The 12,703-nt window shown below is 44.9% G+C and carries 13 protein-coding genes and 1 riboswitch; of the genes, 9 read left to right on the top strand and 4 right to left on the bottom strand.

All coding sequences use genetic code 11. The features are described 5' to 3' along the window. Position 1: 1 nt before the first annotated feature. Positions 2–205, bottom strand: a complete 204-nt coding sequence (gene thiS, locus ABWY16_RS04585; RefSeq protein WP_353903473.1) for a sulfur carrier protein ThiS — start codon at positions 203–205, stop codon at positions 2–4. Positions 206–264: 59 nt separating this feature from the next. Then, a riboswitch (TPP riboswitch) is annotated at positions 265–352 on the bottom strand. Positions 353–593: 241 nt separating this feature from the next. Here thiS and ABWY16_RS04580 point away from each other — a divergent pair. Genes ABWY16_RS04580 through ABWY16_RS04570 form a run of 3 tightly spaced genes read left to right on the top strand, consistent with a single transcriptional unit; the run spans position 594 to position 2,473 of the window. Then, complete coding sequence (locus tag ABWY16_RS04580; protein WP_353903472.1) at positions 594–1,232, top strand: FadR/GntR family transcriptional regulator; 639 nt, start codon at positions 594–596, stop codon at positions 1,230–1,232. Positions 1,233–1,238: 6 nt separating this feature from the next. Next, positions 1,239–2,072 carry a sulfite exporter TauE/SafE family protein gene (locus tag ABWY16_RS04575; protein WP_353903471.1) on the top strand — a complete coding sequence of 278 codons (834 nt, stop codon included), beginning with the start codon at positions 1,239–1,241 and terminating at the stop codon, positions 2,070–2,072. Positions 2,073–2,077: 5 nt separating this feature from the next. Further along, positions 2,078–2,473, top strand: coding sequence for a DUF1634 domain-containing protein (locus ABWY16_RS04570; RefSeq protein ID WP_353903470.1), 396 nt, complete (start codon positions 2,078–2,080; stop codon positions 2,471–2,473). Between the two features lie 43 nt (positions 2,474–2,516). On the opposite strand, the gene ABWY16_RS04565 is transcribed toward ABWY16_RS04570, so the two are convergent. Then, positions 2,517–3,731 (bottom strand): MFS transporter, encoded by a 1,215-nt coding sequence (locus tag ABWY16_RS04565; protein ID WP_353903469.1) that lies wholly within the window; start codon positions 3,729–3,731, stop codon positions 2,517–2,519. Positions 3,732–3,829: 98 nt separating this feature from the next. On the opposite strand from ABWY16_RS04565, the gene ABWY16_RS04560 reads away from it, so the two are divergent. Continuing rightward, on the top strand, positions 3,830–4,702 hold the full coding sequence (locus ABWY16_RS04560) for a LysR substrate-binding domain-containing protein (protein WP_353903468.1): 873 nt from the start codon (positions 3,830–3,832) through the stop codon (positions 4,700–4,702). Here the strand turns inward: ABWY16_RS04560 and ribB are convergent. Then, positions 4,699–5,349, bottom strand: coding sequence for a 3,4-dihydroxy-2-butanone-4-phosphate synthase (gene ribB / locus ABWY16_RS04555; RefSeq protein ID WP_353903467.1), 651 nt, complete (start codon positions 5,347–5,349; stop codon positions 4,699–4,701). The two genes, ABWY16_RS04560 and ribB, sit on opposite strands and share 4 nt — an antisense overlap. A 79-nt stretch (positions 5,350–5,428) precedes the next feature. After that, a complete protein-coding gene (locus tag ABWY16_RS04550) occupies positions 5,429–6,700 on the bottom strand; it encodes a sensor histidine kinase (protein WP_353903466.1) in 1,272 nt (423 codons plus the stop codon). 223 nt (positions 6,701–6,923) lie between these two features. Between ABWY16_RS04550 and ABWY16_RS04545 the strand changes: the two genes are divergently transcribed. The 5 genes from ABWY16_RS04545 to ABWY16_RS04525 all read left to right on the top strand — a co-directional run bounded on the left by ABWY16_RS04545 (position 6,924) and on the right by ABWY16_RS04525 (position 12,697). Further along, a complete protein-coding gene (locus ABWY16_RS04545; RefSeq protein ID WP_353903465.1) occupies positions 6,924–9,314 on the top strand; it encodes a heavy metal translocating P-type ATPase in 2,391 nt (796 codons plus the stop codon). Beyond that, positions 9,311–9,499: a cbb3-type cytochrome oxidase assembly protein CcoS gene (gene ccoS, locus ABWY16_RS04540; protein WP_353903464.1), complete on the top strand. Its 189-nt coding sequence runs from the start codon at positions 9,311–9,313 to the stop codon at positions 9,497–9,499. Before ABWY16_RS04545 ends, ccoS begins: the two co-directional genes overlap by 4 nt. A 68-nt stretch (positions 9,500–9,567) precedes the next feature. Then, entirely contained in the window at positions 9,568–11,679 is a 2,112-nt protein-coding gene (ccoN, locus tag ABWY16_RS04535) for a cytochrome-c oxidase, cbb3-type subunit I (RefSeq protein WP_353903463.1), read from the top strand. Between the two features lie 18 nt (positions 11,680–11,697). Beyond that, positions 11,698–11,877, top strand: a complete 180-nt coding sequence (locus ABWY16_RS04530; protein ID WP_353903462.1) for a hypothetical protein — start codon at positions 11,698–11,700, stop codon at positions 11,875–11,877. Further along, positions 11,861–12,697 (top strand): cbb3-type cytochrome c oxidase N-terminal domain-containing protein, encoded by an 837-nt coding sequence (locus tag ABWY16_RS04525; RefSeq protein ID WP_353903461.1) that lies wholly within the window; start codon positions 11,861–11,863, stop codon positions 12,695–12,697. Before ABWY16_RS04530 ends, ABWY16_RS04525 begins: the two co-directional genes overlap by 17 nt. Positions 12,698–12,703: the final 6 nt, after the last annotated feature.

Raw genomic sequence — 12,703 nt, 5'->3', positions numbered from 1 at the left:
ATTAGCCCCCTTGCGTGGCTTTAATGAGGACAACCTGATCACCCTGGCGGAGCACATGTTCCGGCCAGTCAGATTTCGATACGATAGCCTGGTTAACAGCTACAGCGATCCCGGTTCCCGGAACCTGTAAAACAGCGGTAAGCAACTGCGACACAGAAGAGGGACCATCAAGCGTAAGGGGTTGGTTGTTTACAGTAATTTCCATCTTTTCATTTTTTTTTGAACGATAGGAATGACCTGTAACAGGAGAGGAAAAAGACAATCGGATATTGCCTTACTTTTCCCTTCGGCAGTACTAACTGCATCAGGTTCAAAGGGTATATCTCAGCGCAAGGCACCCCTAAAGTTTTTGTAAACCTATAAATTATATCCTGTAAAAAGAAACTATTAGTAAAAAAATCGGAAGGCATAACATCTTTTTATGTCAGGACATCTTGATGTCTTGATACAATTACATATCCGATATGATGCTGAACCCAGTCTTTAATATGTAACAATTATCAGTAAAACATCAGATGTTTCAATAATAATTCACACCTTTGAAACGTCAGATGTTTATTGCAGATACATCAGATGTTTACAAACATAAAAATATGAATCTTTCAGACAAAGTGATTGCGGGTATCAAGAAGGATATCTCGTCAGGCCGGTTAAAAAAGGGAGATAAGATTCCTGCTGAACCGGAACTCATGGAATTTTACCAGGTTGGGCGTTCTACCATTAGAGAAGCCATAAAAACCCTGGCCATTTCTGGTATACTCAAAGTACAGCAGGGATCGGGAACCATCGTCGCCTCAAAAATTAAAGACGAGTCTCTTACCCAGCGTTTGCGCAGGGCTGATTATGAGGAACTGAATACTGTACGTGCCGTGCTCGAGAATGAAATTGTCCGCCTCGCCTGTTCAAAGCGCACAACTGCTCATGTGGAACTAATGCAGGAACTGCTGATCCAGCGGAAAAAAGCCATCGAAGCCAGTCAGCTGAAAAAGTGTGCGGATACTGATATTGCTTTCCACATTGCTATCGCAAAAGCTTCAGGCAACCAGGTGCTGTCTGATCTGTATGAAAACTTCAGCCTGGTACTGCACGACTTCTTTTCTACAAGAGAGCAAAGCATCGAACATTTTCAGCGCAACCAGCAATCACACGAGGATCTCGCTGCTGCCATTGCAAATAAAGACCAGAAGTCGGCAGAACAACTTTTAAAAAGTATCTTACACCACAATTATTAATACACCATGACTATTTTCACTTTTACCCTGATCCTATTACTGGGCGCCTATCTTGCGGGACTGGCCGGCTCTCTTACCGGCCTTGGAGGCGGTGTGGTGATCATTCCATTGCTTACACTGTTCTTCCATGTAGACATACGTTATGCCATTGGCGCTGCATTGGTGGCCTCAATTGCTACTTCATCCGGTTCTGCAAGTGCTTACGTTAAGGAGGGGATTACCAATGTCCGCCTGGGAATGTTCCTCGAAATCGCGACTACAATGGGAGCGGTAATAGGCGCTATCCTTGCCATATATACCCCCGTAAATATTGTTGCGATCCTGTTTGGCGTCATGCTCATCTTTTCAGCAGCAATGACGCTGAGGAAGAAAAGCGAGGCAGCCCTACTGACAGGAAGCAAGTGGTCTTACAAACTCAAGCTCAACAGTTCTTATCCTACGAAAGAGGGAATAGTAGATTATAAACTGACCAACGTCGGTGCCGGATTTTCGATCATGACCGTCGCAGGTATGCTTTCCGGTTTGCTGGGCATCGGTTCGGGCGCACTGAAAGTTCTGGCGATGGATACCGCTATGAAAGTACCCTTCAGGGTGAGTACTACTACCAGTAATTTCATGGTTGGTGTTACTGCCGCTGCAAGTGCTGTAGTTTACCTGCAGAGAGGATATATTGATCCCGGAATTGCATTCCCGGTCATCATTGGCGTACTGGCCGGGGCATTTACCGGATCAAAATTATTGATGAAGATCAATGTCAGCTCACTTAAAATCATCTTTAGCGCAGCGATCACGCTGATAGCGCTGAATATGATCTACAATGGTTTGAACCATAAATTCTAAACATCATGACAAACAACGAAAATAAAAAAATGACCGATTATGATATGGAGCAGCTGATCGGGCAGGTACTCAGGTTAGGGGTATTTATATCAGGATCCGTAGCCATCATCGGTGGGATCTGGTACCTGTACCAGAAGGGTTCCGGGTCACCGCATTATACTACATTTAATGGCGAGCCGGCAGGTTATACAAGTCTCACAGGTATTCTTAAAGGCCTTGCAAATGGCAGCGCTGCAGAGATTATACAGCTGGGAGTGGTCATCCTGATCGCTACCCCTATTGTCCGCATTTTCTTTTCCCTGGTTTCCTTTATCATTGAAAAGGACAGGCTTTATATTGTGCTCACTGCCGTAGTTTTGTTTATCATCCTGTTCAGCATGTTTGCAGGATTGAAAGTATAATAATGCTTACAGTGCTGGTTTTTTAAGGAGCCAGCGCTGTAACTTATGCTGTCTTAACTGCTATGTCTCTCGTCTTGTAATACACAAAAACAGCAGTGGCAGTTAAACCAATTAAACCCTCTACAAGTACCGCTGGCCTTGGGCCCATTAAATGGGCCAGCCATCCGATTAAGAGGCTGCCTACAGGAATAAGTCCCTGATAAGCCATTACATAATAACTGATAGCACGGCCTCTCATTTCCGGAACAGCGTGCGTTTGGATATAGGTGTTGATCGCCGAACTCTGGCCCATCATTCCTACACCAGACAACCCCATAAACAGCAATGCAACAGGCAATTGCGGCGCATAGGAAAGTAATAACAGGCTGGTACCAAGTATCCCGCTTGCAATCATTACCAGTTTCATCAGCGTACTGTTGTTTTTCAGGTTAGCCAGATAAATAGCACTGACAATAGATCCTAAACCTGCAGCACTCTCAAACCAGCTGAAGGTCTTTGCATCTCCATTAAAAATATCTTTTGCAAAAATCGGCATCAACGTATTGAAGGGCATCACAAACAAGCTGCTGATCGCCAGCATCGTAAGCATGCTGCTAAGTTCTTTATCACCTGAAACATATTTAAAACCCTCGTTCAGTTCAGTCCAGATGCTTTTCAAAGGTTTTTCAATCACCGGCGTATGTAATTTCATCATAAACAGACAAACCAGTACAGGGATATAACTTAAGAAGTTACCGATAAAACATACATCAGTTCCGAAAGTACTCAGGATAATACCCGCCACAGCCGGCCCGGCAATACGGGCAAAATTGGTCATCGTAGAATTTAAAGCGATAGCGTTGGGAAGATCGTTTTTATCATCAACCATTTCTACCATGAGCGACTGGCGGCAGGTAACATCAAAGGCATTTATAATGCCCTGTATCAAACTCAGGCCAATGATCATCAGGATGTTATTGTATCCCAGAAAGAGCATTCCGGCAAGAACTCCGGCCTGCACCATAGAGATCACCTGAGTGATCACCATAATCCTGTAGCGGTCGTGCCTGTCTACCAGACTACCTGCATAGGGAGATAAAACCAGCGAAGGGATCAGGCTCACAAAACCAACTACTCCAAGCAACAATGCAGAACCGGTAATCTGGTATACCAGCCAGCTGACTGCCGTCTTTTGCATCCATGTCCCGATCAGGGAAATAGATTGTCCATAAAAAAAGAGCTTGAAATTACGTGATTTTAGTGATCGAAAAACAGTCATGGTTTGTTGTATTGTATTACAGCAACAAATTTCGGCAATCATAATCTATTTATAAAATTGATAGATTTAATGATTTTGATTAGTTTTAACGATCGGTTATGGAAGTCAGGCAACTCAATTATTTTATCAAAGCAGCAGAGCTGCTTCACTTTACGGATGCGGCAGCAGCTTCTTTTGTTACGCAGTCTACCCTTTCCCAGCAGATCAAACAGCTGGAAGGAGAATTGGGCACACCCCTGTTTGACCGTATCGGCAAGCAGGTTCGTCTTACGGAAGCAGGTACTGTCTTCCTCATCCATGCCCAAAAGATCATCCTGGATATCAAGAAATCCAAGCAGGCTTTGTTTGAGTATGCCAACATGATGAACGGACAACTCAACATCGGGGTAACCTATTCCTTCAGCTCCCTGATCCTGCCTGCACTTACTCCGTTTTCTGAGAAATACCCCGGCATCACTGTCCATGTAGAATCAGGCGCAGCGGGCCAACTGGAGAATAAACTGAGAATGGCCGATCTGGATATTATTCTTGCCTTTCATGAACAGACAGATGGCGACGGACTGGAGATGCAGCCCCTGTTTTCATCGCGTGTGATGATGGTGGTATCAAAAAATAATCCCCTGGCTAAACTCAGTAAGATCTCTTTAAAAGATTTAGCTAAAACCGACCTTATTCTGCAGGGCAGCGGATTCAGCTCCAGGGACATGCTCACGGAGATATTTAAGAAAAACCGCATTTCTCCCAATATTAAACTGGAGATGAATGATGTGCATTCGCTGCTTTCCATGGTAGAGGCAGGAAACTGGGTAACTATTATCAATGAGAAAGCCATCAGTACCTGGGATGGTCTTATTGCGATACCAATCTCAGGAAAAGAACTTTACCGCCAGGCCTCAATTTTATGGCAGCAGGGCGTTTACCGGAAAAGATCGGCAGTTTTATTTATGGAAGAACTGATGAAGGTAATTTAGTCCTGCAGCGACAACCTGTACTGGAATATATCTTCAATAGACACTACAGTAGTACGCTGCTCTTCAGCAAAGACGGCAATCTCCGGCAAACGTGCCATAGTACCGTCTTCATTGGTCAGTTCGCACAGCACTGCCACAGGTTTTAAGCCTGCAAGAACCATCAAATCGATACTGCCCTCAGTATGACCGCGTCTTCCAAAAACGCCATCAGCGTTAGCCCTCAACGGAAAAACATGTCCGGGCTTTGAAAGGTCATCAGCTTTGGCATGATCCGCAACAGCCGTCCTGATCGTATGAATCCTGTCGGCTGCAGAAACACCGGTAGTTACACCCTCTTTCGCTTCAATAGTTACTGTAAAAGGAGTATGGTATTTACTGGTATTCACATGGACCATCGGTGGCAGTTCCAGCAGGTCTGCCCTTTCAGGGGTAAGACACAGGCAAACAATCCCGCTACAGGTACGGATCATCAAAGCCATATCCTCTGCGGTCATTGTTGCGGCCGGGAAAATCAGGTCGCCTTCATTTTCACGGCTCTCATCATCCACAACCAGTACACCTTTACCTTCCTGGAGGCAGCTTAGCGCATTTTCAACCCGCTCTGTAAAATCTTTTCCGAAACGCGACAGCTCATTCTGGTCTTCCATAATTTATCTCTGGGTCTTAACTGCTGCAAAGGTGTATAAATAACGGCTCAATTCAAATTCAATCCGCAAAATTGATACATCAGGCCAGCCTCAGGCTGATAAAAAACGTGGTACCCTCGTTGGGTTCACTTTCAACCCATATTTTGCCTTGCTGCAGCAGGATAAATTCCCTGCACAATACCAGCCCCAGGCCTACCCCTTTCTCATTATTGGTCCCGTAAGTACTTTGAGACTGCAGTGAAAAAATATTTTGCTCATTCGATTTAGTAATGCCAACGCCATTATCCTGCACACTGATCCAACACTCAGTTCCATGATCTTCTGAAGAGATATTGATCTCTCCGCCAAAAGGCGTAAACTTAATAGCATTGTTGATGAGGTTGCGGATAACCAATTCCAGCATATCATGATCTCCGGTTACCTGTATACCTTCGCGGATCAGGTTATTAATTATTATCCCTTTTTCTTCCGCTAAACTTGCCTGCAGCAAAATGGTAGACTCCAGGGTTTCCTGCAGATCGAGTGCTGTCAGGTTCACTGACACCCCTTCCATCTGAGTCTTGCTCCAGGAGAGCAGGTTGATCAGCATCTGACGGGTATAACGGGTTTCACGCAAAAGGCTGGAATGGATCAGCTTTTTCTCTGTTTCACTGAGGTGCTCCTCCAGCGACATCTCCAGAAAGTTCTGGATCGAATTCAATGGCGAGCGCAGGTCGTGCGCCAGGATAGAAAATAATTTGTTCTTCGACTGATTGGACAGCTCAAGCAATTCTGCCCGGTTTTCTGCCAGTGTCTTTTCCCTGTTGTGGCTGTTGATAATATTGGTGATAATAAAATAGACAATCAAAAGGGTAAAGAAATAAACATAGGCAAAATCCAGAGACCTGCTAAACCCGTCCCGGTGTTTCAGAGGTACAGCCTCAGGAAATTTATATTGATAGGTGATCAGCAAAATCGCGACTATAATGTTCACCGCTACCCATAAAAAACGCTGACTGACAGGCACAATGCTCATCACCAGAAAGAAAAACAGCATGTATATGACCAGACTGGGACCATTGATACCAGAATTGTTCAGAAAGAAAATGATAAATAAAATATTGCCAAGGACGCAGAACACAAAAACGGCAAGACTATGCTGATACTTGACCTTAGAAAGATAATACAGTCCGCATGCCACAAACACTGAAGGGATCAGCAGCAGGCTCAGGTTATATAAACCAATGAAATAATTAAAAAAAATACTACAGCTAAAAAGCAGAATAGTAAAGATACAGGTAATATGAAAAATTCTCGCTTCAAGCGTATGGGTTTCAGGACTGCCGGTAAGGCTTGTCCAATGAGTCTTCATTCTATCTCTTGTGATCATATAGGGCGTTCGCAACGGGCTTCAAGATAAATAAATCAGCAGAATACATGTATATATGTTAATCATCTAACAAAAATTATATAATAATACGAAATATCACATAAATAGCTGTGATAAATTGTGACTTCTATCATCTTTTAAGCCTTCTCCGGTCATTTTACCCAGGCATTGCAGCAGCCATTTTTGTGGTTATTAAAAAAGCAGGATGAAAGAGCAGATAAACCTATCAATAGATACGCAATGTTATCATTGCGGAGACAGCCTTCCGCTTAGCCCGTTTTCTTCAGCAGACAAACAATTCTGTTGTGCCGGATGTAAAAGCGTATACCTTATTCTTTCGAGTCATCATCTTACAAGTTACTATGCCTACAATGCCGTTCCAGGAGCATCTCAAAAGAAAAAAACAACACACTTTGCTTATCTTGACGAGCCATCTATTGCGTCCGAGCTGGTAGACTATACGGACGACAATATCACTGTACTAACACTTTTTATTCCTGCAATCCATTGCAGTTCCTGTATCTGGCTGCTGGAAAACCTGTATAAAATTAATCCGGACATTTCGGGATCGCGCATCGATTTTCCCAAGAAGCTGGTCAGCATTACTTTCAAAAACCAGCATATATCCTTGCGCAGGGTAGTTGAACTGCTGGCGGCAGTAGGTTACGAACCGTTAATCAGCCTGCAGGATATGGTAAAACAGCAGCAGTCTGACCATTCAGAGAGAAACCTGGTTACCAAAATTGCTGTTGCCGGTTTTTGCTTCGCCAATGTGATGATGCTTAGCTTTCCTGATTACTTTGGATTCAGCAATTTCGAACAAAACTTTAAGTCGTTCTTTAACTGGATCAACCTGGCCCTTGGGGTACCGGTTCTGCTATACAGCGCACGTGACTACTTCATATCCGCATGGACAAATCTCAGAAAAGGAATACTGAACCTGGATTTTCCCCTTGCACTGGGCATTGCGGTGATGTTTATCCGCTCAGCTATAGAGATCATCACCCATACCGGAGCAGGCTTTATAGATACCCTCTGCTCACTTGTGTTTTTTATTCTGATCGGCAAATGGATGCAGCAGCGCACCTATCATTACCTTTCCTTTGAGCGTGATTACCGTTCCTACTTTCCGGTGGCCGTCAGCTGTATAGTCAGCGGAAAAGAACAACCGGTTCCGCTGAATGAGCTAAAAACGGGCGATCGCATCCTGATCCGCAGCAATGAGATCATTCCCGCCGATGCGTTACTGCTCAAAGGAGAGGCAAAGCTGGATTTTGGTTTTGTAACCGGCGAATCACTGCCTGTAAAAAAAGAACTGGGTGAAATCATTTATGCCGGCGGAAGACAGTTGATGGGGGCCATCGAACTTGAAGTAGTGAAACCCGTTTCACAAAGTTACCTCACCAAATTATGGAACAATGAAACCTTCGCAGGCGAAAAAGATCCTATACAGACTTTCAGTAACACTGCCAGTAAATATTTTAGCATTGCTTTGCTCCTGATCGCAACTGCTGCCGGCCTGTTCTGGATCAATACCGATAGCAACAAAGCAGCGGCATCATTTACTGCGGTGCTGATCATCGCCTGTCCCTGCGCACTGGCGCTCAGTTCTCCATTTACCCTTGCCGCCGTACTGAGCATCTTCGATAAAAGTAAATTTTACCTGAAAAGCACTGCTGTTATAGAAGAACTTGCCAGGATCAACACGGTGGTATTCGATAAAACGGGAACAATTACCAATCCGGCAGCCAATGGTTTTGAATTTACCGGCTCGCTCGGCAGAGAAGAAAAGCAGCTACTGAGCGATCTCGCACGCAATTCAGGGCATCCACTAAGCCGGGAGCTGGTAAAATGGCTGGACAGAACTGCAGTTCATCCCGTGGATCAGTACAGGGAACAGGTAGGCCGCGGCATCACCGGAATCGTCAATGGACATCAGCTAAAAATAGGCAGTGCTGCATTTTTGGGTATCAGCACAGTGGACAAAGCTAGTGTGGTCCATGTTCTGATTGATGATAAATATTATGGATACTTCCGCTCTGAACAGCGCTGGAGGGCAGGCTTTAAACAGCTTGCTTTAAAACTGGCCAGGGATCAGGACCTGCACCTGCTTTCCGGAGATCAGGACCAGGACAGGGAATTGTTAACTCCATTTTTCACAAGGATGCAGCAACTGCATTTTAAACAAAGCCCCCAAAACAAACTGGACTACATCCTTAACCTGCAAAACCACGGTGCGAAAGTCATGATGCTTGGTGATGGTTTGAACGATGCAGGTGCACTGAGACAAAGCAACCTGGGCGTAGCAGTAACGGATGATATCAATAACTTTTCCCCGGGCTGTGACGCCATTCTTGACGGAAGGGCCTTTGAAAAGCTCCCCCAATTTATTCGTCAGGCAAAAGACGCCGTAAAGGTCATTCATATGAGTTTCGTAATTTCTGTACTGTACAATGCAACAGGTTTATTCTTTGCTGTGCAGGGCTTACTCTCGCCACTTATTGCAGCGATCCTGATGCCTCTGAGTACTGTAACTATTATTCTTTTTACTACGCTCTGCGCAAGATTTTACGCGCGTAAAAACAAACTTTTATGAACATTATCTATCCCCTGCTCGGACTGAGTATTGTACTGGCTGTACTTTTTTTAATGGCATTTGTATGGGCCAACAAATCCGGTCAGAATGATGACATGTACACTCCATCCGTCAGAATGCTCTTTGACGACCCGCCGGAAGAGCCTGAAGAAAATCAAAGTGACGAAGATCATATCCAACGATAATTGAGATCACTCCCCCGCCCCCCTGCAAAACATATTTTTACCAGCACAATCATAATACGTTTTTTCACATGACCGAAAAGTTTTACTACGACAACAAAACCGTCAGGAATTTCGCTATCGCTACCGTGGTATGGGGCATAATAGGAATGACGGTTGGGCTACTGGCAGCCATGCAGCTCTTTAAGCCCGCCATGAACATGGGCAGCCAGTATACCACATTTGGACGCATCAGGCCACTGCACACCAATGCGGTTATCTTTGCATTTGTTGGCAATGCCATCTTTATGGGTGTTTACTATTCATTACAGCGCCTGCTGAAGGCCAGGATGTTCAGCGATATCCTAAGCCATATCCACTTCTGGGGCTGGCAACTGATTATCGTGGCCACCGCCATTACACTTCCACTGGGCTTTACCACATCACATGAGTATGCAGAAATGGAGTGGCCGATCGATATCGGAATTACGCTTATCTGGGTAGTATTTGGTATCAATATGTTTGGTACCATATTCAGGCGGCGTGAAAAGCATATGTATGTTGCGATCTGGTTTTACATCGCCACCTTCGTTACTGTAGCTGTACTACATATTGTGAACTCTGTAGAACTTCCTGTCTCCTTCTTTAAGAGCTATTATGTTTATGCAGGAGTTCAGGATGCACTCGTACAATGGTGGTACGGGCATAATGCAGTAGCCTTTTTCCTGACTACCCCCTATCTGGGCATGATGTATTATTACCTGCCTAAAATGGCTAACCGGCCGGTATATTCCTATAAACTGAGCATACTCCATTTCTGGTCGCTCATCTTTATTTATATCTGGGCCGGACCGCATCATCTGCTTTACACTTCATTGCCTGCCTGGGTCCAATCTTTAAGTACAGTTTTTTCTATCATGCTCATCGCACCAAGCTGGGGCGGTATGATCAATGGCCTGCTCACCCTGCGCGGTGCATGGGATAAAGTAAGGGAGGATCCGCGACTAAAATTTATGGTAGTGGGGATTACCTGTTATGGGATGGCAACTTTTGAGGGGCCAATGCTTGCCTTAAAACAGATCAATGCAATTGCACACTATACTGACTGGATAGTAGCACACGTACACGTTGGTGCTTTGGGATGGAACGGCTTCCTGACTTTTGCTGTACTGTACTGGATTATTCCAAGGATCTACAATACCACCCTGTATTCGGTAAAACTTGCTTCATTCCACTTCTGGATAGGTACACTGGGAATCATATTTTATGCCGTTCCGCTTTATTTTGCCGGTTTTACACAAGGCCTCATGTGGAAAGAATTTACTCCAGAAGGATTGCTGAAATATCCCAACTTCCTGGAGACCCTTAAACAGATCCTGCCGATGTACATGATGCGTGCGCTTGGTGGTGGATTGTATCTTACCGGCGTAATCGTGATGAGTTACAACTTAATCAAAACGATGACCGCAGGCAGTCTCGTTGCTGACGAAGCCGCAGAAGCAAGTCCTTTACCATCCGTATTTGTTGCACAGGGAACCGATAAAAAATGGCACCGCTTCCTAGAACGCAAACCATTGCTTTTCCTGGTGCTTTCACTTGTGGTGATTCTGATTGGCGGGATGGTAGAGATGATGCCTACCTTCACCATCAAATCCAATATTCCTACCATTACCAGCGTAAAACCGTATAGCCCGCTGGAACTGCAGGGGCGCGACCTGTACATTAGGGAAGGTTGTGTAAACTGCCACTCCCAGATGATCCGTCCTTTCCGCTCCGAAACTGAACGTTATGGTGAATACAGCAAAGCCGGTGAATTTGTCTATGATCACCCCTTTCTCTGGGGCTCCAAACGTACCGGCCCTGACCTGCAGCGTGAAGGTGGCAAGTATGGCAACGCCTGGCACTATAACCACCTTTTTGATCCGCAAACTATGTCTCCGGGAAGTATCATGCCGCCATACGAATGGCTGATTAATCAGCAACTGGATACTACCACTACCCGCTCAAAGATCAAAGCAATGCGTTCACTTGGTGTGCCGTACGCAACAGGATACGAACTAATGGCCAACGCTGCATTGGAAAAACAGGCGCGAAGCATAGCTGCAGACCTGAAACAAAATAACATCAAAGTGAAAAGTGACAGGGAGATCATTGCTATTGTAGCTTACCTGCAACGCCTCGGAACAGATATTAAAGCAAAGTAACATCAATACAACCAAGACATGTTCAAGCAATTTTTAGAAAATGCTGAGGGAAACCAGGGGTATCTGCTCAGCTCGTTAGCCATCTTCCTCATCTTTTTTATCCTGGTAGGCATTTTTGTGCTCAGCATGAAAAAAGATGACATCAAATATATGAGCGAACTCCCATTAAAAGACGAAGACGATGAAAGAGGTAATTAACAGCAGCTGGACTGACAGTATCACTTCTGTGGACATTGTCATCGCTATGATGGTGACCACCTCAGTAATTGTACTATGGGTTTCCCTTCTCCTGCTGCGGGTGATCCGGTTTTATGTGAAAGAAACTATTAACCCTACACCTTTTGCTAGCGCAGACGAAAAAGCACAAAGACAACTGGAAGAGGAAGCGCTGCAGGCACTTCAGAAGAAGAAACCATCAATATGGACAAAGCTGATGCAGCTGAAACCTATTAGCGAGGAAGCCGACCTCGTAATGGACCATAAATTTGACGGAATTTCTGAATTAAACAATCCTACACCGGCATGGTTCATGGCTTTATTCTACGGAACCATCATCTTCGGGATCGGCTATCTGCTGAACTACCATGTATTCCACTATGGTAAATCACAGGAGGAAGAATACGTAACGGAGCTGCAAAAAGCAGCTGATGACAAGCTCAGTTTCCTGGCCAGTCCGGAAAATGCTGCCAGTGCTGTTAATGAAAATAACATTGTACTCAGCAAGGATGCAGCAGTCCTCAAAAGCGGACAAGCCTTATTTGCCACCCGCTGCCCGCCTTGTCATGGCGACCATGCCCAGGGATTGGTCGGACCAAATCTGACCGATGAATACTGGCTGCACGGCGGAAAGATAAAAGACGTATTCAAGACTATTAAGTATGGCGTCACCGAAAAAGGAATGATCTCCTGGGAGAAATCCATGAGCGCCCAGCAAATCTCAGACATCGCCAATTACGTGTTGTCCCTACAGGGAACAAACCCTGCCGGTCCAAAAGCACCGCAAGGTAATAAGGAATAAATAAAA

The organism is Pedobacter sp., assembly GCF_040513095.1.
GTDB lineage: Bacteria > Bacteroidota > Bacteroidia > Sphingobacteriales > Sphingobacteriaceae > Pedobacter.
Note: the sequence above shows the minus strand (reverse complement) of the source record. Positions and strands in the feature narration are given on the sequence as shown.

What these genes read in the sequence shown, in the direction of transcription:
- ABWY16_RS04565 (WP_353903469.1), bottom strand. Translation starts at nt 3,731, where the DNA reads ATGACTGTTTTTCGATCACTAAAATCACGTAATTTCAAGCTCTTTTTT.
- ribB (WP_353903467.1), bottom strand. Translation starts at nt 5,349, where the DNA reads ATGGAAGACCAGAATGAGCTGTCGCGTTTCGGAAAAGATTTTACAGAG.
- thiS (WP_353903473.1), bottom strand. Translation starts at nt 205, where the DNA reads ATGGAAATTACTGTAAACAACCAACCCCTTACGCTTGATGGTCCCTCT.
- ccoN (WP_353903463.1), top strand. Translation starts at nt 9,568, where the DNA reads ATGACCGAAAAGTTTTACTACGACAACAAAACCGTCAGGAATTTCGCT.
- ABWY16_RS04550 (WP_353903466.1), bottom strand. Translation starts at nt 6,700, where the DNA reads ATGAAGACTCATTGGACAAGCCTTACCGGCAGTCCTGAAACCCATACG.
- ABWY16_RS04560 (WP_353903468.1), top strand. Translation starts at nt 3,830, where the DNA reads ATGGAAGTCAGGCAACTCAATTATTTTATCAAAGCAGCAGAGCTGCTT.
- ABWY16_RS04545 (WP_353903465.1), top strand. Translation starts at nt 6,924, where the DNA reads ATGAAAGAGCAGATAAACCTATCAATAGATACGCAATGTTATCATTGC.
- ABWY16_RS04575 (WP_353903471.1), top strand. Translation starts at nt 1,239, where the DNA reads ATGACTATTTTCACTTTTACCCTGATCCTATTACTGGGCGCCTATCTT.
- ABWY16_RS04570 (WP_353903470.1), top strand. Translation starts at nt 2,078, where the DNA reads ATGACAAACAACGAAAATAAAAAAATGACCGATTATGATATGGAGCAG.
- ABWY16_RS04530 (WP_353903462.1), top strand. Translation starts at nt 11,698, where the DNA reads ATGTTCAAGCAATTTTTAGAAAATGCTGAGGGAAACCAGGGGTATCTG.
- ccoS (WP_353903464.1), top strand. Translation starts at nt 9,311, where the DNA reads ATGAACATTATCTATCCCCTGCTCGGACTGAGTATTGTACTGGCTGTA.
- ABWY16_RS04525 (WP_353903461.1), top strand. Translation starts at nt 11,861, where the DNA reads ATGAAAGAGGTAATTAACAGCAGCTGGACTGACAGTATCACTTCTGTG.
- ABWY16_RS04580 (WP_353903472.1), top strand. Translation starts at nt 594, where the DNA reads ATGAATCTTTCAGACAAAGTGATTGCGGGTATCAAGAAGGATATCTCG.